Source organism: Qipengyuania sp. 902 (genome assembly GCF_051195295.1).
Taxonomy (GTDB): Bacteria; Pseudomonadota; Alphaproteobacteria; order Sphingomonadales; family Sphingomonadaceae; genus Qipengyuania.
Genome location: NZ_JBNJLJ010000005.1, coordinates 98,663 through 121,420 on the forward strand (window position 1 = coordinate 98,663; position 22,758 = coordinate 121,420).

The 22,758-nt window shown below is 59.2% G+C and carries 21 protein-coding genes; 6 read left to right on the forward strand and 15 right to left on the reverse strand.

Annotated features, from left to right (window positions below; translation table 11 throughout):
- Positions 1–54 precede the first annotated feature (54 nt).
- The 5 genes from ACSH0F_RS14250 to ACSH0F_RS14270 form a co-directional block, all read right to left on the reverse strand.
- Positions 55–372 (reverse strand): recombinase family protein, encoded by a 318-nt coding sequence (locus tag ACSH0F_RS14250; protein WP_435203770.1) that lies wholly within the window; start codon positions 370–372, stop codon positions 55–57.
- A gap of 195 nt (positions 373–567) precedes the next feature.
- Positions 568–1,560 carry a hypothetical protein gene (locus ACSH0F_RS14255; protein ID WP_435203771.1) on the reverse strand — a complete coding sequence of 331 codons (993 nt, stop codon included), beginning with the start codon at positions 1,558–1,560 and terminating at the stop codon, positions 568–570.
- Between the two features lie 56 nt (positions 1,561–1,616).
- The gene (locus ACSH0F_RS14260) at positions 1,617–2,984 is read right to left on the reverse strand and encodes a hypothetical protein (protein WP_435203772.1); all 1,368 of its coding nucleotides are present in this window, start codon (positions 2,982–2,984) and stop codon (positions 1,617–1,619) included.
- A gap of 322 nt (positions 2,985–3,306) precedes the next feature.
- Positions 3,307–3,906: a hypothetical protein gene (locus tag ACSH0F_RS14265; RefSeq protein WP_435203773.1), complete on the reverse strand. Its 600-nt coding sequence runs from the start codon at positions 3,904–3,906 to the stop codon at positions 3,307–3,309.
- Positions 3,903–4,532, reverse strand: coding sequence for a hypothetical protein (locus ACSH0F_RS14270; protein WP_435203774.1), 630 nt, complete (start codon positions 4,530–4,532; stop codon positions 3,903–3,905). Before ACSH0F_RS14270 ends, ACSH0F_RS14265 begins: the two co-directional genes overlap by 4 nt.
- Before the next feature lie 221 nt (positions 4,533–4,753).
- Between ACSH0F_RS14270 and ACSH0F_RS14275 the strand changes: the two genes are divergently transcribed.
- The 5 genes from ACSH0F_RS14275 (at position 4,754) to ACSH0F_RS14295 (ending at position 10,146) form a co-directional block, all read left to right on the forward strand.
- On the forward strand, positions 4,754–6,979 hold the full coding sequence (locus ACSH0F_RS14275) for a MobA/MobL family protein (RefSeq protein ID WP_435203775.1): 2,226 nt from the start codon (positions 4,754–4,756) through the stop codon (positions 6,977–6,979).
- Between the two features lie 192 nt (positions 6,980–7,171).
- Positions 7,172–8,038 (forward strand): 3'-5' exonuclease, encoded by an 867-nt coding sequence (locus ACSH0F_RS14280; RefSeq protein WP_435203776.1) that lies wholly within the window; start codon positions 7,172–7,174, stop codon positions 8,036–8,038.
- Positions 8,039–8,168: 130 nt separating this feature from the next.
- Positions 8,169–8,696 (forward strand): hypothetical protein, encoded by a 528-nt coding sequence (locus ACSH0F_RS14285; protein ID WP_435203777.1) that lies wholly within the window; start codon positions 8,169–8,171, stop codon positions 8,694–8,696.
- An 85-nt stretch (positions 8,697–8,781) separates the two neighbouring features.
- Positions 8,782–9,354, forward strand: coding sequence for a hypothetical protein (locus ACSH0F_RS14290; protein WP_435203778.1), 573 nt, complete (start codon positions 8,782–8,784; stop codon positions 9,352–9,354).
- Positions 9,355–9,396: 42 nt separating this feature from the next.
- Positions 9,397–10,146, forward strand: a complete 750-nt coding sequence (locus ACSH0F_RS14295) for a hypothetical protein (RefSeq protein WP_435203779.1) — start codon at positions 9,397–9,399, stop codon at positions 10,144–10,146.
- A gap of 70 nt (positions 10,147–10,216) precedes the next feature.
- On the opposite strand, the gene ACSH0F_RS14300 is transcribed toward ACSH0F_RS14295, so the two are convergent.
- From ACSH0F_RS14300 to ACSH0F_RS14345, 10 genes are all read right to left on the reverse strand, one after another.
- Positions 10,217–10,726 carry a DUF4411 family protein gene (locus tag ACSH0F_RS14300; RefSeq protein ID WP_435203780.1) on the reverse strand — a complete coding sequence of 170 codons (510 nt, stop codon included), beginning with the start codon at positions 10,724–10,726 and terminating at the stop codon, positions 10,217–10,219.
- Between the two features lie 3 nt (positions 10,727–10,729).
- The gene (locus tag ACSH0F_RS14305) at positions 10,730–11,935 is read right to left on the reverse strand and encodes an ImmA/IrrE family metallo-endopeptidase (RefSeq protein ID WP_435203781.1); all 1,206 of its coding nucleotides are present in this window, start codon (positions 11,933–11,935) and stop codon (positions 10,730–10,732) included.
- Positions 11,936–12,026: 91 nt separating this feature from the next.
- Entirely contained in the window at positions 12,027–14,018 is a 1,992-nt protein-coding gene (locus ACSH0F_RS14310; protein ID WP_435203782.1) for a heavy metal translocating P-type ATPase, read from the reverse strand.
- A gap of 154 nt (positions 14,019–14,172) precedes the next feature.
- A complete protein-coding gene (locus ACSH0F_RS14315; protein WP_435203783.1) occupies positions 14,173–14,811 on the reverse strand; it encodes a cation diffusion facilitator family transporter in 639 nt (212 codons plus the stop codon).
- A 57-nt stretch (positions 14,812–14,868) separates the two neighbouring features.
- Positions 14,869–18,123: an efflux RND transporter permease subunit gene (locus tag ACSH0F_RS14320; RefSeq protein ID WP_435203790.1), complete on the reverse strand. Its 3,255-nt coding sequence runs from the start codon at positions 18,121–18,123 to the stop codon at positions 14,869–14,871.
- A 64-nt stretch (positions 18,124–18,187) separates the two neighbouring features.
- Positions 18,188–19,354, reverse strand: a complete 1,167-nt coding sequence (locus tag ACSH0F_RS14325) for an efflux RND transporter periplasmic adaptor subunit (protein ID WP_435203784.1) — start codon at positions 19,352–19,354, stop codon at positions 18,188–18,190.
- Between the two features lie 11 nt (positions 19,355–19,365).
- On the reverse strand, positions 19,366–20,634 hold the full coding sequence (locus tag ACSH0F_RS14330) for a TolC family protein (protein ID WP_435203785.1): 1,269 nt from the start codon (positions 20,632–20,634) through the stop codon (positions 19,366–19,368).
- Between the two features lie 64 nt (positions 20,635–20,698).
- Positions 20,699–21,037 carry a hypothetical protein gene (locus ACSH0F_RS14335; protein WP_435203786.1) on the reverse strand — a complete coding sequence of 113 codons (339 nt, stop codon included), beginning with the start codon at positions 21,035–21,037 and terminating at the stop codon, positions 20,699–20,701.
- 126 nt (positions 21,038–21,163) lie between these two features.
- Positions 21,164–21,535, reverse strand: coding sequence for a DUF3703 domain-containing protein (locus ACSH0F_RS14340; protein ID WP_435203787.1), 372 nt, complete (start codon positions 21,533–21,535; stop codon positions 21,164–21,166).
- A 52-nt stretch (positions 21,536–21,587) separates the two neighbouring features.
- Complete coding sequence (locus ACSH0F_RS14345; RefSeq protein ID WP_435203788.1) at positions 21,588–21,911, reverse strand: YnfA family protein; 324 nt, start codon at positions 21,909–21,911, stop codon at positions 21,588–21,590.
- 250 nt (positions 21,912–22,161) lie between these two features.
- Between ACSH0F_RS14345 and ACSH0F_RS14350 the strand changes: the two genes are divergently transcribed.
- Positions 22,162–22,509, forward strand: a complete 348-nt coding sequence (locus ACSH0F_RS14350; protein ID WP_435203789.1) for a hypothetical protein — start codon at positions 22,162–22,164, stop codon at positions 22,507–22,509.
- Positions 22,510–22,758: the final 249 nt, after the last annotated feature.

Below are 22,758 nucleotides of genomic sequence, written 5' to 3' on the forward strand. Positions count from 1 at the left end.
TAGGACCAAAATCCGCTTGTGGACCAAGCAAAAATCTCGTCCGTCAGACCAATCCTATCCTTCCGAGCTGATAATCTCGATGCCAGCAGCACTGAACTTTTCCTCCAGCCTCCGCAGTTCCGCAATAGACCGCGAGAGACGGGTTTTGTTCGCGACTACGATCGCACGCACGCCGCTGCTTTCCGCAGTCTTCACGAGATGCTCGAGCTCGGACTGGCCGGAGTGCGCCGGACCAACGTCGGCGAACATACGCTGCAGATGCACTCCACAGGAAGCTGCTGCCCGTGTAATCGCGTCGTTCTGAGTCGCGATAGAAGCCGCCGCGCTCTGAGAGTTCGAAGAACAGCGCACATATCCAAAAGCCTTAGTCATTAAATATCTCCTTGATAGCGTCCTCGCCAATAAGTTCGAGCAACAGGCGGGCGAGGTCATCCTCCGAAGGAGGCGCCAGCCACTCGATTTCTGCATGTGCATTCTCGAGCGACAGAGACGTCGTGCGCGCGCGACGGGGTCTATCACACCCTGCTTTCGCCAGCATCCGATCCATCACTACCGTCCCGATCCGAGTCAGATCCGCGGCGGCGAAGCCGCGTCCGGATTCGTCAGGAAAGTGAGAAGCGCTTCGAGCGCGGCGTCGAAGTCTTTAGCGGGATAGCCGGGCTCGAAGTTGATGACCGGCCCACCTTGGCGCTTTCTGTCGACGCAGATCTTGGTCTTCAAGCCGGGCCGCCTGACCGGTGTCCCGAGCACACGGTTGCGCCGCTTGGGCTGGCCACGCTTAGCGTTGATCCCGAGCTTCGCGCGGAGGTCGTCGGCGCTAATCGGCTTATCCGCAGCGATCAGGTCTTCGACCAACTTCCTGAACCGATCTGCGTTAGGCGAACTGCCGTCAGCATCAGTCGCATCGACTTTCTTCAGCCGCTCTAGCGTCGTGTAGAGATCGAACCAGAAACTGCGGGGAATTTTGGAACGATCGACCAGCAGGTCTGCGAGACCTTCGAATTCCTCTTCGGCTTCTGCTGCCGAAATCATCTGCGAGACATTTCCGGCACTGACGCAAAGCTCTCTCGCGATCGCGTCCTGCGCCACGCCCTCCCGGTGACGCGCGAGCGCTTGGCGGGCCGGACCCATCGGCTCACGTTTGCGGCGATGCCGGGTGTCGGCGAGCCGTATCGCGAGGGCGTCCTTTTCGTCGAAGCGAACGACCTTGACCATCGCATCAGGGTCGCGAGCGATCAGAGCCTGAAGGGTGACAAACCCATCAAGAAGAATCAGTTCGTTCCCGCGCTCCACGACCGGGAAGGGCGCCACAAGGTGCTCGTGCGCAACGACGGCCTTAGCGTGTGCCAGATCATCATCGGAAAATGCCCGACGCTCGTGCAGCGCAGCATCAAGCTGGATGTCCCGCGCCAAAACATAGTTTGCGCCGACATCTCGCGCGATACTCTGAATGGAGCCGGCATGTGTCTCGGCTTCGGCGAGTTCACCGCCATTGGAAGCAGCGGGTTTGCCGTTCACTCCATTGGCGTCGTTCTGTCCGTAGTCGAATTCGTCTTGCATGCTGTCCTCGGGATTGATGAGGACAGCACTTATTCCGCGGTTTTCTGCGGGTGGCGCTAGTGATTTCGAAGCGGCTCAATATAGGGTTGTGCGCCGAAAATGTTGGAATTCAGGCATTTCTTCGAAGCGGGCAAACCGCGAATGTCCGATTTTTGTCCGAAATGAAATTTTGTCAGGTCATCATCGATGCCGATTAATCTCCCGGCGAACAGGCAAGGAAGTTCCAGATCGTTCGCGAATACGAAATCGGTCATGGGCGGGATCGGGGTTTCGCTGAGGATCAGAGCGCGATTGCGCGCATCCTTCAGTTCCTTACCCTTCAACCATGGCGAGGCGTAGTTCAGATCGAGCGTCCGCAATTCGGCATTGGTGCAAATCCATGCGTCAATCATCGCCTCGCTGCCAGTATCGCTGGTCCAGGCGTCGGGGCAATACCCGGCCCTGATTAGCGGGTTGCGGTCTGGATCTCGGAGTCCGGTCTCAACCATTGCCTCTTCTGCCTCGCGCAGTCGCAGGACAAGGTCGGTTCCAAAGAAGGTAAGCCCATCGTCAGCGACGAACTCGTTCCACGCGGGCACTCCTTTCGAATTCTCCGCGAACACGCTAGGCGGACCCATCCGCTCAATTTCGATGCGCAGCTCTTCGTGTTTCTCACCACGCAGACGCCGGTTCATGTGGAGGGCCGTGCGAGTCTGGCTGATGCCCGCCAGCATGTTGAGCGCGAAGCGGAATACGCTCGAAGCACGACCGCGCGAAAGCGCACGGCCGTTGGGGCATTCAGCAAGCATCGAAAGCAGCACGCGTATCAGATATCCGAGTTCATCGGTGCCAAGGCATTGCTCGTAGCTTTCGTCCTCTCGCACCCCTTGCTGCCGAAGCCGGAGACTGTCCAATATCGTCATGCTGCGTTCGGCGTGATCCGATGGTTCGCCGGTCGCCAGCCGATCGGCGCGGTAAACAGCGGACAGGATCGACAGCGGGGACAGGTCGGCAAGGTGTGCTCCGCTCGAGCGCCAACCGTCATTTGCCCTACGCTTGAGATAGCCCTCGACATACTCGCAAGCCCTTTCGAGCTCGATCACTCGCGTAAAGAGATGGGCGATGATCTCGTGGCGCTTGCCGCGAATGCCAACTAGCTTGGCGTAACGCTTCAGGCACCCCTTCGGAAAAGCTGTGCTTGCCGCGTGGCGATTGAGGTAACCTCGGATGTCGCGCTTCCACAGCAGGTCGAATGAGCTTTCTCCGCTCCGTCCGCCATGAATGCGGTTGCGATATTCGATTTCGAGCGCTTCGCACACGGTATCGAAATCGAAACCGGACAGATACCGTGTGACCTGTTTCATATCTAAGGGCTGGATGATCTCGAGTGCCAGATCGGGCTTCTCGGCATGATCGAAGAACCACTGCCAGCGTGCCGCCGCCAATTGCCTTATCAGTCGCGTGGCGCTGTCATCCTCGCAACAGGCGAGTGCATGGGACGGCGTATCCAGCCCGCAGCTCGGCCACTGAATTGCAACGAGCGCCGTCTTGTAGCGCTCAGTCGATGGCGCATCGGAGAATAGAATGATTCTCGAGCCCCAGGGGTAAAGCAACTCTTCCAATCCGTCCGTTGCCGCGAAATGGCCAGCGCGACGCGCGCCTTTCGTATCCCAGTGATATGATGGTATCCGGCGGTCGAGACCACTGCACGCAGCTGCGATGATCGACCGAGCCGGGCTCGTCGCTGAAGGCGCGGACGGCTTGCGATTATGAGCCCGCGACATTGGCCAATTCCTTGTTTAGCTGCATGCGCTTCGCACGGTAGTTATTGAGGTCGTGCTGTCCCGGGTTTTCCCCTTGGTAAAACTTCGTTGCCAGATCCCCGGCCATTTCAAGGCAGGAAGAAGCACTCGCAATGACCTCAGTTAGGTATTGAATTGCAATCCCGAGATCAGGGACGGGCACTCGGAACTCCGGATTACGATTGATGATCGCGGCAGCTTCTGCCCATGAGTGAGGCCAGAGATCTGCTGGGAGCCCCTTTAGTAGCGATCGCTGAAGCTCAGACACTTCGGCTACACCTTCATCTTGTGCAGCCGAATGATTCCACCAAGCTAGTGCCTGCTTGCTTCGCTTAATCAGGTCGCCAAGCTCCTTACGCTCGTCTTGATAATATAAGGCCATGCATAAGAGCCACTGTTCGTATTGCTGGTCGTATTGAACTTCCAAGGCGGCAGCTTTCATCTTCAATCCGGCTTTCGTTGCATCGTCATGCCGCGCCTTCAGGTCGTTCATGACCTCCGTAACTTTGTCGGGATGGTTGATCACGACTTCGGTCCTATCGGGCTTTCTCCACTCGAATTTCATGACCGAACCTCCCGGTATTTGACGTTGGCACCAATATCGCGCAGCCATTCGAAGGCAGCCCTACGATCAGGCACGGCGGGGAATGCTATGCCGTGATAGGCGCAAGTCACTCGGATCAGATGCATCTGTTTTTTGGAAGGCGGCCGTCCGGCAAGCCGGTGAAGGTCCCCATCGGTCAGTCCGTCGAGATACGGTCTCGTTTTCTCCATGTAGCGATCAAAGCCTCGCCGCCACTCCGCATACCGGCCGAACTGTTCGAGCCGGGTGGGCATCAGCTCCAGCAGTTTGAGAAGCCCTGAGCCCATGGTCTCGTCATCGTCATCGCTTTCCTTGTCGACGATTTGTAAAGCTTCGGCCGCAAGAGCCTTCAACTGCTCGAAGGTCATCGAGAGCAGGCCATCGAGTGCGCAAGCATGATGCGCGTTCAACCCATACTGAATCAGAACAGCACCGAGTGTGATCTGATGATAAGCATCCTTAGGATCGCGAAAGACTGTCTCACCGGGTAAGATTTGCGGAGAGGCTAGCCTCTGCTCGGTTCTCGCAAGCGTTGCCATCGCCCGATCGAGTTGAGAGGCTAGGTGCTCAAGGTCAGTGCCCGAGCTGGGATTGAAGTCGTGTTCCATCGACCAGTTATATTCCGGTTGGCCGAAATATCCAAACAGGTCAGCGCGGTAAGGGGCAGATTGTGCTGCCACTTAAGCAAATGGGGATTGCGGCGGAGGTGGGAGCAGCGGACAATACGCAGACAAGTTTAGCGCACTAAAGGATGAAGTGGGGGCGGTACGCGAAATAATGTTTGCCACTTAATGCAGCTCCGCCGCCCCCGTTTGCAAAGACCGCCCCCATGAAGATCAAGCAAGATCGCAAATGCCAATATGTCGAAGCGGGATCGAAGCAATGCGCGAGTCTCGTGCGGGCTTCGCGCGATCCTTGGCTGCGGATCGAATGGCAAGCTGAACAAGCGAGGTTACGCGCGGCCTGGAGCGAAGCGCAGCACATCAAGTCGATGAAGAAGTTGGAGAGGGAAGCTGAAATCCGGCATCGGGCGCGTGAACGTGCCTTCTTCTGGTTTCGGATCAAGGCGAAGAACTGGGGCGAAGAGAAGGGCCAAGGATACAAGGCTAGCACATCTTCACGGGCGATCCGTATCGGCAATACGAGGGGCTGGATGCCACGTTACACGACGCCGATACGAACCTCACAGGGGCTGCTCTTCCCCTTCCAGCGCACGGTCTACCGGAACGCAAAATCGAGCAAGCAGGGCGCCGCAAAGGATTTGGTTCTCTACGGCGCCGATGGCGCGCATGAATTCGATGACGGCGGCCTGGCGTTCTTCAGTTCCGTCGGCCTGTCAGTCGAGGAGACAGCCGAAGCTTTTGACGAACTTGAGCGCGTGAACCGGTCGGCGGCTGCCAATGCAAAGGTCGTCCATCACATGATCATCCAGTCGATGCACGAATTGCCGCCGGAAGAGCAATGGGCGATGCTGCTACGTTATTGTGACCAGACATTCGGCAGCCAGGATCTCCCCTATTCCGTCTGTCTGCACGCGCCATCGGAGCAAGGTGATCAGCGTAATTGGCACGCCCATGTCGTATTTTCCTATCGGCCCATGGTGCGCACTGATGAGGCAGAGTGGCAGATCGGTCGAGCAATCCGGACTGACCTCGACTGCCCGGAGCAATGGACCCGGATGCGATTCCTTTTGTCCGAGGAACTCAATCGGACAGCCGAAATGCACGGCGTCGACAAGCGTTACACGCACCTATCTTATGCAGCGGCGGGAATAGACTACATCCCCCAGGAGCATCTTGGCGCAGGCCTCACAGAGAAGGTCAGGCGCGGTGAGAGGGTTGAGCTGAACGAGCAAAACCTGGCGGTGGTCGCACGTAATTCAGCTCTTCAGGCAGTGCGGGAAATGCGCAGCGTCTTGCGAGCAGGGGTGGCCGCAGTTGCTGACTTCGTCCGGACCGAGCGCAATGCACTTCTCGCGGCAATGGCGATCCAGCCTGCTACACCGGCGAGGGGCACCAGGGCATTCGATATTCGTGGTGTCCGTATCCCGGTGATGCCGCCGACCTTGGAAGACGGCAACCATCGAGACGGCGTCGACCCAGCCAATGATGATATCGCAGCACCGGATCGGGGTGAAACGCCATCCCAGGTTGCTTTCGGAACTATAGTTCCTGATCCACGGGCCCCGTTGGACGGCGTGCGGCCTGGCACATCCCGCTTTGCTCATACATCACCGCCGACCCTGCCGGAGGCGCTGGTTGAGCCAAAGTTCCGGCCGGCAACAATAATTGCAGGGGCACCTGCTTTACCGGACAGCCTAACCGAGGTGGTGCCGCCAGACACGATGTGGAAGGCACCATGGATAGCACCCGCATTGCCCATGCCTTTGGTCGAGGACGAAGAAGAAACACCCTCCGTTTGGTGGCTGGCTACCAGCGCCCTAGCGACGCCAATTACGCCTGAACCGATTGAAGATGCGAAAACCGAGGCCGATAATGAGTGTCGAGTGGCCGAAACAGCCCCGCGACAGCCAGCGCCTCTGGCCAAAAGTGCCGAGAGTTCACCAGCGTGGGCGTTCAACACGTCTTCCAGTGCCGAGTGCGCGCCGCAGCTTCCCGCCCAGCTCGGCCCGGATGGGCAGGTATCGTTGAATTCAAGCGCTACGTGGAGCTTCCATCGCCGCGCGCCGCTATATCCTGAAGCGTTAGTTACGAACTCGGACGCTAATAGCTTAAGTTTGCACGAGCCAGCTGTCTCCCGGCCCAGCCAGCCTGAAGGGACTTCGCCGGACCAAGATTTCGAAAGCCACTTTAGTAGACTAAAGCCAGACAGGCCAGCATATCCCATCGACCTGACCGATGACCCAAAAGCGGATGAAAGCGGTCGTTCAACGCCGACCGTTCGCAGTGCGAGTGGCGCTACTGGGCTCGAAGGCTCTGGCATGAGCGAAAGACGCCGGAAGCGAAAAAGCGAAACGAAATCGAGCAAGACATCGCAGCGCTCGAAGGGATCGCCGTCCTGGCCTTGGGAAAACGGCGGCAACGACCTCCAGTAAATCCCTTATCGGAATCGGATTAACTTGTGCCTTAACGCTGTCGTTGAACATTTCCCCGGAGCATGGATCCACATCAGGAAAATTCCGCACCGGCAGGTGCGCCACTGAGCTGAAGAGCAGCGCTGTCCCATGAGGACAGTATGAGAGGGAAAATGCCTTCGGCTGTCCTCATCATCAAGATGAGGATTGAAGATGAATACAATACCAATCGAACGGCCACGCACGGACAGCGCCGCATCTGTGCGCACTCTTAGTAGGATACCGCACATCCATGAGTGGCCGAATACCACCAACGAATCCGTGGCAACCCGGCTTGCTATCGTCGATGTCGAAACCGATGGCCTTGATCCTTCGCGGGACAATGTGATCCAAATCGCCGTCGCGCTCGTCGATGTATCACAGGACGGACGCATCCTGCGGGTCGTGGACCACGGCACAGCCCTCGCGGACCCGGGACGACAAATTCCACCGAGGATCGCCAAACTTACTGGCATTGATAACGTCGCAGTGCGCGGCAAAAGGATCAGGCATGCCGCGCTGACCAAGTTCATTTGTCAGGCCGACGTGGTGCTCGCCCACAACGCCGGGTTCGATGCTGGATTTTGCAGGCGCTTATTGCCTGGCATCGAGCACCTGCCATGGATCTGCTCCTTCCGCGACGTCGACTGGTTGGGCCACGGGTTCGACGGCGCGAAGCTCGGCCACCTGCTGATGCAGCAGGGCCTATTCGCACCTACCGCTCATGATGCGATCGCCGACGTCGAAGCACTGCTGGCATTGCTCGACAGCGAATTACCGACCGGAGAAACCGTATTGGCCGAGGCAATGCGCACCGCGCAGGTGCCGACCGTCCGTATCTTCGCCGAGCGCGCGCCCTACGAGACGCGGCACGAACTCAAGCGGTTCGGCTATCGCTGGAACCCGGTCAAGAAGGTCTGGTGGACGGAAGTCGCAAAGGCGGATGTGCACGCGGAGCTGGCTTTGCTTCTGCGCATCGCACCAGATGCCCGGCCCGTTCAGCAAACCATGACGTGGCATACGCGCCATGGGCAGGACTGAGACCGATGGCTGGCGTCGCTGGGCAACCAGCGGCGTCAGGTTCGGAAGGGTCGAAGAGGGTGAGCAGGATCCGAGAAGGGAAAATGCTCCGGCCGAATACGGCCGCAACCTCAAGCGAAGGATTACGGAAATGACGAATACGAACGATCGCGGCCTACAGCAACGCAAGCGCCGCATGATGGCGCTGCGCAAGGAGCTCGGCTTCCCCAAGGAGGCGCCTATTACGAGCGGGCTGGCATTCGCAGCGATTGACGACCCCAACGATGAAATTCTGTGCGCCATCGCCCAGAAGGCGATCGCCGAAAGGCAGGATACACTGATCCATTGCTATCCCAACATCGCAGCCACAGATCCTTTCTTGACCGTCCTAGTGCTGCGAACAGCGAATGGGGCAGAGCTGCTGCCGGTGGAGATCGTCCAGCGCAGAGCGGCAAAGCCCCTGCAGCTGATCACCAAGGATCGCACGCGCTGCTTCCGCCTCGATAGCCGGTGGCTTCTCCAGCAGACACGGGTTCCATCGGCGGCGAAGCTTCCGAAGGCCATCTTGGCTGCACAGGCGCGTTACGATGCTGCCCTGGCGGACACGTTCGGTAATCATGCCGGGTGGGATCCGCAGGTCGTGATCTTCGAGCGCGGCCCCGCCAGCGTGACCGCGTAACCCACAACCCCATCCTGAAAACCCAGTCGCTTGCGGGCGGTGTCTCCTCGGAGATGCCGCCCGCGGCGCATCGGGGGAGACACCAATGCTGGAACACCCAAACCACGTGCTGGCCATTTCAACGGTGCGGACGGCCAGCGCCACCGAACTTGAATATCCCGCAGGACCGATTGTCTGTGTCGCCACATTCTCGGTCGAGCGCACCAATGACGATGAAGCTCGGTTCGCATCGACCCATGTAACCTTCGAGCCGGGGGCGGACTGGCGGTTCCCGGGCGCACATATTCGCTGCCTGTTGCACCGTCACACGTTTGCGATTGGATGCCGGTCGTTCTCGCACAACAATCGAGAGGCATACCGGCGTAACCGATGCCCATCCTACGAGGAGCTACCGGGCACAGCACATCTACCCTCCATCCAGCGCCACGTGATCCGCGCACGCGAGAAGACGCTGGCAAGGCTCGCCCGCGACCACGGCCTGACGGTTAGCGACCGACCTCCCCACCTTCTGCAGGCCCAGCGCGAAGCAGCCGATCGCGCACAGGCGGCCTGGCTGATGGCGCTTGGGTTTGTCCGCAATCAGGAGGAGCGAGCCCATCTCTACGCCGCGTGGGAAGCCTGGCGGGCCTTGGAGCGAGCGCGACCGCTACCTTTCTGAAGAAGTTGAAAGTGCCGAAGACGAATTGAAAGGAAAAGGCACATGAAAACGAATACTTACCTCGCGCTTGATCTCGAAATGTATTGGGACGAGCACCTCTTTGAAGCTCACCGCGCGATTGATCCGAAATCGGACCGGCGGGCAACAGCCGTCAAACGCGTGATGGCGGCATCCGTGTTCGAATTCTCCATCGACAACGAAGGCTGCATAACCACTGGTGAAATTGCATCTTGGACTGAGCACGACTGGGGTGATGAAGAAGCGATCATCGCACAGCTTTTCGACTATCTGCGTGCCCGTGGCGATAAGCCCGTGCTAACGTTCGGCGGCTTGGCCACCGATATTCCAGTGCTCGTGCTTGCAAGTATGGCGCACGGGTTGCCACTGCCTCCGCAGTTGCTCGATCAACCCGGACGCAAAGGGCCGCGCCCGCATCTCGACTTGGGCTTGATGTTGAAAGGAGGCGGGCGAACATGGTCGCATTTGAGCCAGGTTCTTCTTCGGCTCGGCATCCCGGAAGAGCTAGTGTCGGCGAAACCAGGGGTCGCACGTCCCAGACGGGATGGCGAATGGGTAGCGTTGCGTGATCATGTCGAGCTCGATTGCCTGCTGCTTTCGCTCGCTAAGGTCGGATGGCTCATTGCGCAAGGACACGACGGCTTGCGTTTCAAGGCAGCGGCGATTGGTCTGATTTCTGGTTTCCTGCGTCGGCGGCCGGATCATGCACTGGTGCCTTTACTCGCGGACTTCTTGACCGAGCTGGAGCGCGAAATGCGCGAATTGGCATGGTGAAATAAACGCTCGCCATTCAGAGGGGCGCGATGCTAGCTCGCGCCCCAAGGTTAGCGCTCTTTCAAAAAATTCATCCGCGCCAACGGGTCGAGAACTGAAGCACGCGTAGCATGGCGAAAGTGTCGCACCATTGCACGCCGGCGTCGGCGCAGACATCCGGCACACGCCTGTTTTGTCTTTGAAGGCGAGGCTTCGAGACCTCTGTGGTCACCACACAGCGGTTGTGAGTATCGGCCAGAGCATGAGCGATAAGGAAGGGGTCGCGGCCGATCGCTTCAAGTTCGTCGTCGGTTAGATCGGGAGCGTAGTGACCGGTTACCTGTTGAACCAACGGAGGTTGGACGTCGCCATCGAAAAGGATCGCTGCCTTGTTCGCGTCGTCCTGCACCCACGCGTAGAGTAAATCTCTATCTGCATCGTTGCTGCCGTCCTTGACCTCTTCGAAGGTCTCGATGGGCATCTTGATGTTGCCAGCTTCGCCTTGGTGCGCGAGCCAATCCCAGAATTCCGGCACGGCATCGACAGGGTAATATAGGTGGTGCGCGGTGATCAGGACGTTGGCATCGAGCAGATAGAGCATTCGTCAGGCGCCTTGCTCGATTGATAGCGAGGCACCACTCAGCAGTGTGTGAACGCTGCGCGGTTTGACGCCGAGCAGCTTACTGGCTCGCGTCGGGGTCAGCACTCCTTCGCTCATATTTCGGGCAACGAAGCTCAGCAATGCTGGGCCAAGCCGGTGGCGGCGAACGATGTAGTAATTCGGACCGCCATCTTGACCGCGCGCACGCTCGCGCTGGGCAGCGCGGTTACGCAGCCACTCGCCCTTGAATGTTTCGGTCAAATTGCGCCACGCGGTCTGATCGAGCGCGCCTGCGCGGAAAAGGCGGTATGCGACCAGCGATCGGCTAACTAGCCGCTCATTGGCGAACTCGGTGATTAGCCGGGCGATCGCTGCTTCATCCCCATCGATCCTAACGCGAAGCTGATCGAGTTCTCCTTCGGGCAGCAGGAATTTGCTGGCGACATCATTGCAAAATTGCTCAGTAGCGCCTTCGATGTGCCCTCCGCTGACTCCCGTCGCTCCGATCCAGAGGTGAGCAACCTCATGAAGCAGGGTGAACGACCAAGCGGTTTTGGCGTCCTGATCGTTTATAACAACAAAGGGCGCGATAGGATCAGCCAGAGCGAAGCCTCGGAACGCATCAACGTCGATGGCGGAATGGTGGCTTCCTAAATTGCCAATCAGCAGGACATAGACGCCTGCCATTTCTACCTGCCGTCGGAGCATGCTAAAGCCAGCCTCGGCGGAGCCCTGCGCACGGAACGCGGCAAGGTCCAATCCAAGCGTCCTGCGGATCGAATCCAGGACCGCGCCGACGCCATCGTTGCGCGACATCGAGCCAACAAAGGCAAGCGGCTGCGCTTCCTCCTCCTCAACCAGAACAGCCCGCACCATCGTTTGCCGGGCTCGGATATCGCGGACCAAGGCATCTACCAGCGGTTCGCCTGCGGTGTGCTGGTCTGGTAGCGTCCGAAAGTCTTCGCCGCGGTCTCCCCGCACGGGTGGCTTGTCCAGATAGAACGAAACCAGCGGGCGTCGGTAAACCTTTGCCATCTTAAGCAGGACCGGGCGCGATACCTCGCCCTCGTCGGATTCCAACGCAAGCAGGCGATCCTCGCCCGAAATGCCGCGCGCACCCCTAATACCGACCTTACCCGCCGCTTCCTCAAGGGAGAGTCCCGCGCTTTCGCGCGCCCACTTGAGGATCGTAGGATTAACGGACGGCATGTGACTGTCTTTCGCACAAACACATGGCGAGGTGTAAGCAGAAACTTCGGCGTAAACTCGCTGCGTGTCTGATAACAGGCCGGCGGCAGGGTCAGACGTCGCGATATCCGAGTAGTCGAAGCGCGTTGAATACTACGAGCAGGGTCGATCCTTCGTGCATGATCACAGCCGGACCGATGCCTAGACCGAGTATGGTCGCAGGGACCAGGATAGCGACTACTCCCAAACTGACGTATACGTTCTGCCTAATGATCGAGCGGGATTTTCGCGAAAGCCCCACCACGAAAGGCAAGTGGCGCAGGTCGTCTGCCATCAGTGCCACATCTGCCGTTTCGAGCGCGACATCAGATCCTGCCGCACCCATGGCGATCCCGACTGTCGCCTTCGCCATTGCGGGCGCATCGTTTACACCGTCGCCCACCATGGCGACTTTCGCCTTGCGGCTGAGCGCATCGATAGTATCAACCTTGTCTTGCGGCATGAGATCGCCACGTGCTTCATCAAGACCGACTTCCTTGCCTATCGCCGCAGCAACATTGGCGTGGTCTCCGGAAATCATCAGCATTCGCTCGATACCCAGTGCGCGCAGTTCGGCAAGAGCTTCCCTCGCGCCCTCGCGAGCGGTGTCCATCATGCCGATGACACCCAGGTCACGTTGTCCGCGTCGGACAACCATCGTGGTGCGACCCTGCTGGCGTAAAGCAGAGATCGCTTCAGCCGATGCGTCGCTTAGGGGCGCCGTCCCATCAACACCGAACATCTCAGCCTTGCCGATCCAGACGGCCTCGTCGCCAAGCCTAGCAGTCACACCTCTACCCGTCAGGCTCTTGAGGTCAGACGCTTCCGGAATGTCGGTGTCGCCGAGCCTATCCACTCCATCGCGCACGACGGCCTGAGCGAGAGGATGATCGCTCAATCTCTCCACTGCAACTGCTACGGATAGAAGCTCCGTCTCGTCGGCACCGTCGGTCGGGATTACCTCGGTTACCCGCGGCTCGCCCTCGGTGAGCGTTCCGGTCTTATCGAACGCCATCGCCTTGAGGGTGCCAAGGTCTTCGAGCGCTGCACCTCCTTTAATGAGCACACCGCCGCGTGCGGCCCGTGCAACCCCTGAAAGGACAGCACTAGGCGTGGCTATTGCCAAGGCGCAGGGACTGGCTGCCACGAGCACGGCCATCGACCGGTAGAAGCTTTCACCGAAGGTTTCGTCTATGACTAGCGGCGCGAACAGTAGCAGCACTGCCAGCGCAAGCACGAGCGGCACGAATATGCGCTCGAATTTGTCTGTCATGCGCTGCGTTGGGGAACGCTCGGTCTCGGCTGCTGCCACGAGTTCAGCCACCTTGCTGAGCGTGCTGTCGTTCGCCTTCTTGGTAACTTCGATGCGCAGCGCACCGCTGCCGTTAATTGTCCCCGCAAAAGCTCGCGAAGATGATGAGATAGCGGCAATGCTCTGCCGGGCAATCGCTGCGTCGGGAACCGGGCGTTTATCAACCGGTATGCTTTCGCCCGTGACCGGAGCCTGATTGATTGCAGATTCCCCTACAACGATAAACCCGTCAGCAGGCAGACGTTCGTTCGGCCTGACAAGGACCGTGTCTCCGACTTTCAGCTCCTCAACCGGCACCGTGACTTGGGCATCTCCGCGTAGAACCGTAGCCGTATCTGGTGCTAATTCCGCCAAAGCATCGATGGCGCGCTTCGCCCGGCCCATGGCAAAATTTTCAAGCGCGTGACCGATACTGAAGAGAAAGAGAAGCAGCGCACCTTCTGCAAACTCCCCGAGAATCGCCGCGCCGGTCGCCGCAACGAGCATCAGAGAGTCGATCTTGAATGTACGCGCACGCGCGTTGTCGATGGCCTCCTTGAGCGTATAGAAACCACCGAAGAAATAGGCTGCTAGATAGCCTGCAAGGGGCAGCCACTCGGCTGCATTTTCGGCCAGAATGTCTACTGCGAACCCGGCAGCGAGGAATGCACCCGACAGGATCGCAAAGATCAACTCCGAGCGTTCGCCAAATATCCCGCCATGACTATGGTCGTGATTGCTCGACGCGGTAGCACTATCTTTTGGATCCGCCATCACGGCCGTCCCCTTCCTGATTTATGGTTCGGCAGGGACCGCTCGCGCGATGGCCGAACTGAGTTGAGCTTGGGAGCAAGCGGGACCGTGTCTCCGGATGCAAACTGACCTGCGTCCACCGGAGTCTTTTGGCCAGGGTGGTCAAGCGAGACGTTCATCCGCTGATCCCGTCGCCTGTCTGGTGCCTGGTGTTCTTCTGGTCATGGACATCCCTGTGTGCGTCCCGGAGGATATCAACGCCGCCGTAGAGCGCGATGCCGGCAACTGCGATCCCAACCAGCAAATCAGGCCAGTTTGCGCCGGTCAGCATCACCACGATTCCGGCTACAATGATCCCGCCGTTGGAAATGAAGTCATTGAAACTGAACGTCGTCGCGGCCCGCAGATTGACACCTTTCCCATTCAGTTTCTGCAGTAGTCGCAGGCAAATGAGATTCACTACTGCCGCCACGGCAGCCATGGCCATCATCATGATGCCTCCGGGATCAGATCCTTCCAGAAAGCGCCGGATAGCATCGGCGACCACACCGGCCGCAAACACCATCAGCATGATGCCGGAGAACCGTGCGGCACCGCGCTTCCACTTCCGCGACCTCGTAAGGGCAAGGAGACTGAGAACGTAGACGAACGCATCCGAAGAGTTATCCAGCCCGTTGGCAAGCAGCGCGTTGGAATCGGCAAAATAGCCGACAGCGAAAAAGCCTATCGCAATCGCTACATTAAGCCAGAGGACGATCCAGAGCGTCTTTCGCTTCTCCGGGGTGTCAGGGTTGATGTTGTCATCACCGCTCATCGGGCGCTCCCTTCAGTTCGTGTTCCGGTCTTGGGAGTTCCAACCTCCAGTTCTCCCTCATGCGATGTCGGTTAGCTCGCGCTGTTCTTCGCGCGTCACGTTGCGCCGCAGTCGGTCCCACCACTTCTCGCGCCAACCACGCTCGTCGTCAGATCGATGCAGAACGAGCCGCGCAATCGCTGGCAAGACGAACAAGGTCAGCGCTGTTGCCGTCACTAGTCCGCCAATCACGACCGTTGCCAAAGGACGCTGCACCTCCGCGCCAGTTCCCGTTGCGATCGCCATCGGGACGAACCCAAGGGAAGCTACCAGAGCTGTCATCAAGACTGGGCGCAGCCGCGCGAGCGCACCATCCGCAATAGCTTCGTCGATCTCCATCTTGTCTTCGAGACGCTGCCGAATGGCTGTCATCATCACGAGCCCATTGAGCACTGCCACTCCGGAAAGCGCGATGAAGCCCACCGCGGCGGAAACCGAGAAAGGCATCCCTCGCAAGGCCAGAGCAAATACGCCGCCCGCCAAGGCCAATGGGATGGCGCTAAACACGGCGAGTGCAGGCACCCAACCTCCAAGTGCCATGTAAAGCAGGAGGAGAACTACTGCGAAGCAAATAGGCACCACGATTGCCAAACGAGCCTGAGCTTCCTGGAGATTTTGATACTGGCCGCCCCATTCGATGTAGGATGCTGGCGGCAAATCAACCTCGGCAGCAACACCTGCTTGGGCTTCTTCGACGAATGATCCGAGATCGCGTTCGCGCACATTGGCCGAGACGATCACGAGCCTGCGCCCCTGCTCGCGACGGACTTCTGCAAGGCCGTCGACAACCTCGAAATCAGCCAGCGTCCGTAACGGAACCGTCACTCCGTTCTCAAGGACGATCGGAAGCGCTCCAAGCTGGTCGAAATTGTCACGCGCGGCGTCCTCGAGGCGCACGACAACCTCAAACCGCCGATCACCCTCGAAAACCAACCCGGCAGGTCGACCGCCAAGGGCGATCGCCACCGATTGCGCCACGTCTTCGACCGTCAGTCCATATCGAGCAATGGTCGGACGATCGAAGACTATGTCGAGCGTCGGGAAGCCGGTCACCTGCTGAACTTTCACGTCAGCCGCACCTTCGATCCCGCGTAGAATTCGCGCAACGTCCCCGGCAGAATCGGTCAACGCTGTGAGGTCATCCCCGTAAAGCTTGACGGCAACATCTCCGCGAACCCCCGCGATGAGCTCGTTGAAACGCAGCTCGATGGGTTGGCTGAACTCGTAAAGATTGCCGATGAGACCGCTAAGCCCCTCTTCCATCTGCGCGACGAGCTCATCTTTCGGCAAATCCGGATCTGGCCATTCTGCCCTTGGCTTGAGTATGACATACGCGTCCGAAGCGTTGGGCGGCATCGGATCACTGGCGACCTCGGCCGTCCCGGTTCGCGAAAAAACCAGCTCGACTTGCGGGAATTCTTCCAATCTGTCTTCGACCCTCCGCTGCATGGCAACGGATCGTTCGAGCGAGGTTGATGGAATACGCAGCGACTGCACGGCAATGTCCCGCTCGTCGAGTTGCGGTGTGAACTCGCTACCGAGAAAACCGAACACAAAGACCGCTACAGCGAAGATGCCCACGCCTGTGCCGATAACCGGCCAGGGTCGGGCGATGGCTTTACGCACTGCCGGGCCGTAGCGCTCTTTCGCCAAGCGGACCGGCTTCACCTCCTTTTCAGTCAGTTTCTTATTGAGGAGCACCGCGATCATTGCCGGCACGAAGGTCAGCGACAGAACGAAAGCAGAGGCCAAGGCGAGCATGACCGTGATAGCCATCGGCGAAAAGGTCTTGCCCTCTACCCCGGTAAAGGTGAGCAGCGGAGCGTAGACGAGGAGAATGATAGCTTGGCCGTAGACGGTGGGCTTGATCATCTCCTGCGCAGCAAGCCGCGTTTCGGTGAGACGCTCGCCTAAACTCAGTAGCCTGCCTTCGCGGTGCTGGCGGGCAGCCAGCCTAGCAACGCTGTTTTCGACAATGATCACCGCACCGTCGACAATAAGACCGAAATCCAGAGCGCCGAGGCTCATCAGATTGCCTGAAACTCCGAGACGGTTCATCCCGATCGCGGCCATGAGCATGGAGATCGGGATGACCAGCGCTGCGATAATAGCTGCACGGATATTTCCGAGCATGAGAAACAGGACCGCGATTACGAGGAGCGCACCTTCGACGAGGTTTTTCTCTACTGTGGCAATTGTCGCATCTACCAGCGAAGAGCGATTGTAGACGATCTCAGCAACTACCCCCGCCGGAAGCGAGGCGCGCACCTCGGCCAGTCGTTCAGCAGCCTGCGCCGAAACCGTGCGGCTATTCTCGCCGCTGCGCATCAGCACTGTGCCGACCACGGCTTCCTCGCCGTTCAGCGAGGCAGCACCTGTTCGCAAGTCGCCGCCAATACTGACGTTCGCGACATCTCCGATCCGGATTGGCACGCCTTCGCGAGTGGCTATGACGGCTTCCTCGATATCGGCGATGCCGCCCAGCCTTGCATCAACTCTGACCAACAAGGCTTCATCTGCCCGATCGACGAAGTTAGCCCCTGCTGCCAGATTGGCGGCCTCGAGCGCATCAATCAGGGAATCGAAGGACAGGCCATAGCCGGTGAGGCGAGCGGGATCGGGCTGAACGAGGAACTGCTTCTCGTATCCGCCGATGGAGTCGACACCCGCAACACCATCGATCGAACGCATTAGGGGGGCCACGACCCAATCCTGCACGGTGCGCAGGTAGGCCGCCTTTGCGACCTCGCTATCGAGCCGGTCACTGCGTTCGGTGATGAAGCTGCCGTCCGGTTGCCAGCCAATTCGTCCGCCGACCGCAGCACCCCTCCCGGAAGGATGTTCGTATTCGATAGTATACATCAGGACTTCGCCGAGACCGGTGGAGATTGGCCCCATCGTGGGGTCTGCTCCTTCGGGCAGCGAAGCGCCAATCGGCGCCAGGCGCTCGTTCACCTGCTGCCGAGCGAAGTAGATGTCGGTGTCTTCTTCGAAGATTGCGGTGACTTGGCTGAAGCCATTGCGAGAAATCGAACGGGTCATCTTCAATCCGTCGATCCCGGCAAGTCCGGTCTCAATCGGGAAGGTAACCTGCGTCTCCACCTGTGAGGGTGAAAGCGCTGGCGCGCTGGTATTGATCTGAACCTGCGTATTCGTGATATCCGGCACCGCATCGATCGGCAGGCGCAACAGATTGAAGGCGCCATAGATTGCCGCCAATGCGGTCAGAACGATGATGGCCCAGCGAAAGCGAACGGCCACATCAAGTATCATTCCGATGAAACCGTGGCGATGTGGAGCCCCTTCTGGCAAATACGATGAAGGCACGGCCGTTGGATCAGTGTCCATGGGTTGCACCCTCCTTCTCGAGTTCAGCTTTCAGGAGGAAGGCATTGTCGGACGCGATTCGCCAGCCAGGCTGGAGACCGGAGAGGATCGTCACCATGCCGGCGGACCGGCTACCGGTTTCAACTTCGCGGGCCTGGAAGCCGCGCTGCGTTCGCACGAATACGACATCCCGGCCTTCAATGACTTGAACAGCGTCTTCCGGGACCGCAATGCGGGTCTGGTCGACTTCACCCGAAGGACGAATACGCGCCTGGAGAAAGGCTCCCGGTTGGAGCCCCGGTATCGCCCGCGTCAGACTCAGCACTGCTGTAGCACTACGACTTTCGGGATCGAGCGCCGGCGTAACCGAACGCACACGCGCACCAATTTCGCGCTCATCCCCCATGATCAACGCCGCCTCGTCGCCAGGCTGGATCCGTGACGCATCCTCTGAAGGCAGGGCGACCTCGATCTGCAAGCCGTTCGGATTCACCACGCGGTAGAGCTCCTCGCCGGCATCGACGAAAGCGCCGAGAACTATCGGGGCAGCGGTAACGCGGCCAGAAAGCGGACTGGTGACGGCGAGCGAACGGCCATCGCCGCTCACTCCGGCCGCCGCCACGGCCGCTTGCGCTCGGTTGAGTTCGGAGCGTGCGACATCGAGGTTGGCCCTTGCGGCCTCCAAATCTTGCCGCGCGGTCACATTCGCCTCGAACAGACGTCGTTCGCGTTCATAGGCAGCCGACAGCTCGGTCACTCTGGCACGGGCTGCACTCAGCTGTGATGCAAGCGCTGCTGCATCGGCGCTTTCGATCCGTGCGACCGCCTCACCCTGCTGGACATAGTCGCCAAGCGTTTTGCCGACGCTTCGGACAACGCCCGAAGCTCGCGCATCGATACGGGCGCTGGAGGTTGGACTTGCAGCAACCGTAGCTGGGAATACCAATTCGATTGCAGCGCCCGTCTGCACCGTTGCGAGTTCGATATCGGCAGCTCTAATCTGCTCCTCGTCGAGCAGAACGAGCCCTTCGGGAAGATCAGATTCGCCTCCGGCCTCTGCGGCATGTGCATCGTCATCAGCGTGATCGTCGCTTCCACCTTGCTGCCACAGGAACAGCAGCAGCGCTGCAGTGAGAACAATAATCCCGGCGGCAATCGCCAGATTTCTGCGGTTCATTTGGAGATTCCTCATTGTGCGGCCAGCCTGATGAGTTCGGCGGCCGCCTGTCCCCGGTCTTCCTGCGCGGCGATCAATGCCTCGCGGATGGCATCGCGAGCTTCAGCAGCACTCAACACTTCGATCAGCGGGAAACGACCATTGCGGTAACCGATGCGGACGAGCCTCAAGGCCTCTTCGGCTTGGGGGAGGGATGTTGTCGCCAGGGTTTCAGCTCGGGCTTCCGACGCAAAATATCGGGCCCGGGCACTTGTCACTGCCTGTTCAAAATCAGCTAGGGCGACCCTCTCGCGGGCATTGGCCGCGCGCAGTCTGGCTTCGGCGGCAGCGATATTGCCTTGGTTGCGGTTGATGAAGGGCAAAGGGACCGACACTCCGACAAGGAATGCACTGTCGTTGCTTTCCTCGAAGCGCCGCACACCCGCAGACACTACTGGGTCAGGAATGCGCAGGCTGCGTTCGCGAACTATTTCAGCTTCTGCAGCTCGGCTTTCGGCTTGCGCCATTTCAAACTGCAAACCCGTAGGTGCTGTCAGCGCAAATGCTGGCGGCTCGATTTGCGGAAACTCGCTTTGAACGAGCGGCGGGGTCGCCTGGTCGTTCCAAAGAGAAGCCAAGGCGGTGCGCGCGGCAAGGCTGGAAGCCTCCGCAGCCTGAAGCTCGGCGCGTGCCTCTGCTAAGGCTGCATCGGCCCGCAATGCCCTTAGCGGCGGCTCGCGGCCAACTTCAACAAGCACGCCTGCGATCCGGGCGAGTTCCTCGTTGCGGACCACCACGTCTCGCGCAAGTCCGACCCGGGCAGCTGCAGCTGCTGCGGATACGTAGCGCTGACGGACTAGGAAACCCAATTCGGCTTCGGCGAGATCTGCTTTCAGCTGCGCCAAATCCGCCTGCGCTTGGGCGGAACTGACACGCGCCGCGCGTTTGTCTCCCAGCTCGATCCGCTGACCTACCGCCAACGTGTATTCGGTAGCGTTCAGCCCCGAAAAAGCTCCGCTGCCAGCGATATTCTCGACCTCAAACGAAACCTCTGGGTTTGGTCTCAGGCCCGCCTGGCCGACCAGCGCCTGTGCCGCTTCGGCTTCGGCAACGGGACCTACGATACGAGAATTAGTGCTGGCGGGTGACGAGCCGCTTGCGATCCCCGAGCGATTGAGCGCATCCTCAAGAGACACGACTTCAGGCGACACGGCGGTCGGGTCCTGCGCAAAGACAGGCCCAGTGACCATGGCGAGAGCGAGCCCTGGAATCAGAGCGCTCCGCCTCAAAATGGCGAACATTTCGGTAATTTCCTCTACTGACGTTCAGAACCGCATCGGAGCAAATTCCGATGCGCGAAGAATGTCAGGCTCGAGGAGGAGGCGTAGCCAGTTCGGTAACGCCGGAATTCAGCGCCGCGTGGCCTATGCCGGTAGCTAGCGTGGCAATCGGCATCGAACTTATGTCGTCACCCGATTTGTTAACCGCGTGAGATGCGTGATGACAGTGGCCGTGGGCACATGTGCCGTGCTTCTCTGGTCCGGTATTTTCGTCTCCAGGCTCGCCGTGCTGTTCCAGCAGGGACGCGACCTCCGGCTCTTCACCGCACTCAGCAGCCTCCGCTACCGGCGCCCACAGGACGCCGAAAGCAGTGCACAGCGTGACGAGCTGCAGCAGGAAAGTTCGGGCAAAGAGCCGGGCCATAGGCGGGCCGATAGCAGGCAAGCACGAAATTCGAAAGCATGAACTCCAAAACATCGTCTTACGGTCAGCAAATCAGTGCTGCCACGGGTAGTTGGAAGTTTGCGCAGCCTAACAGGCGCCGCTTCGTCACCGCCGGCCACCTCGGTCGGATTGGACGAGCGCTTGAAGATCGGAAGGAATGTCCATCGCGGCAAAAGCGCTGACATTGGAGCGCCCGGTATTTCCGCGCGGAAGCCTGCCTGTGATATTGCCAATAGGTGCGAGAGCTAGCCGAAAAATTTGCCCAAAGGCTTCCCGGAAATCGCGCAATTCAAACGCAAAACCCAACATGCGCAAGTGAGACTGGCAATGTGGCCACGTCCGAGTTTGCGCAACGATATGGGCTCGCTCAAGATGGTGCCAGGCTAGATCAGTTTCGCCAGCTTTCGCCGCCGCATTGGCAAGCCGATATTCCTCGGCGAGAAATGCGGCCGCGCCGGATGATTGGACCTCAGTCATAAACCAGCTTCCCGATGCGCCTGCTCGAACACTTTAGGTCTCTCATATAGTGTTAGGCAGGCCTAGGCCCCCACAGGATAATTGATGCGCCTAAGAGGCAAATCAGTGCGCCCGTGAGATCCCATCGATCAGGCTTTACTCCCTCGGCGAGCCAGAGCCACCCGAGCGCCGAGAGAATGTATATTCCGCCGTAAGCGGCATAGGTTCGGCCTGCGTGCTCAGCCTCGATCAGGGTCAGCAACCATGCGAAGATGCACAGTGCGACGATGCCGGGCAAGAGCCAGAGCGGGGACCGGTCAAGCCGAAGCCACGCCCAGAATGCGAAGCAACCGGCGATCTCGGCCAAGGCCGCACCGACGTAGATAATATAGGTCATCCGGACACGATGTCGCACAATGAGGCGCGGGCAGCAATGTCGCTGCGCTGGTCGTTTGTGGCAGCGGTAATTTGCTCAGGACATCTTGAATAGATGCGTCGAGCAGCAGCGATCGTAAGCATCTTGGCCAATGCGGGAGATGCTTTAGCTGGAACCTAGAGCGGGCGAATTCGTCGTGCCTGTAACGGAACCAACGAGCTGCCAATTAGCGGTCTGGTTGATGTCTGACTGACCCGAAGGAATCTTGATCATGCGATTTGCAATCGTGGTGTGTGCCTTGGCTGTTGCTGCCTGCAGTTCTCAGGATGAAACCACTCCTGAAGAAGTTCCAGAAACGCAGGCAACGGCAGAGCCATTAACTCCGACCATTCCGCCACCGCAGCGTGAGGAGCTCGCCGCCGCCTGGGCGGAAGCGTGTCCCGAAGCGGAACCGGCCAACAAGGGGCTTTGTAAATCTAAGGGCTTTGGCGACCCGGACTTCACGTGCGACTTTGCCTTCGGAGACGATGAGTATCGTCGTTACAGTGCAGATCTGACGATGTCAGATGGAAAATGGGTCCTCGCTGAGCCGGATACCGCATGCGCAATCGTGGAGTAAATCCATAGTCGTCGGAACCTCCCGCCGCTCGTTGCCCGAAAGCTTTTATCATTCTGTGAGTGAGGCGGTTCGCTTCTGAGAGCCAAACACTGCCTGTCAGTTTGTATAAAGCCTGCACAGCTGGAACGTCCGCTAAATACATCAAATGGCTTGGAAGCAGACGGACCGCTAGCGTTTAGAGTTTCGGACGCCGTGAGGCGTCGGAAAGTCGACGGTGCCCGAACCCGCGGGCCGCACGCGATGAGCTAT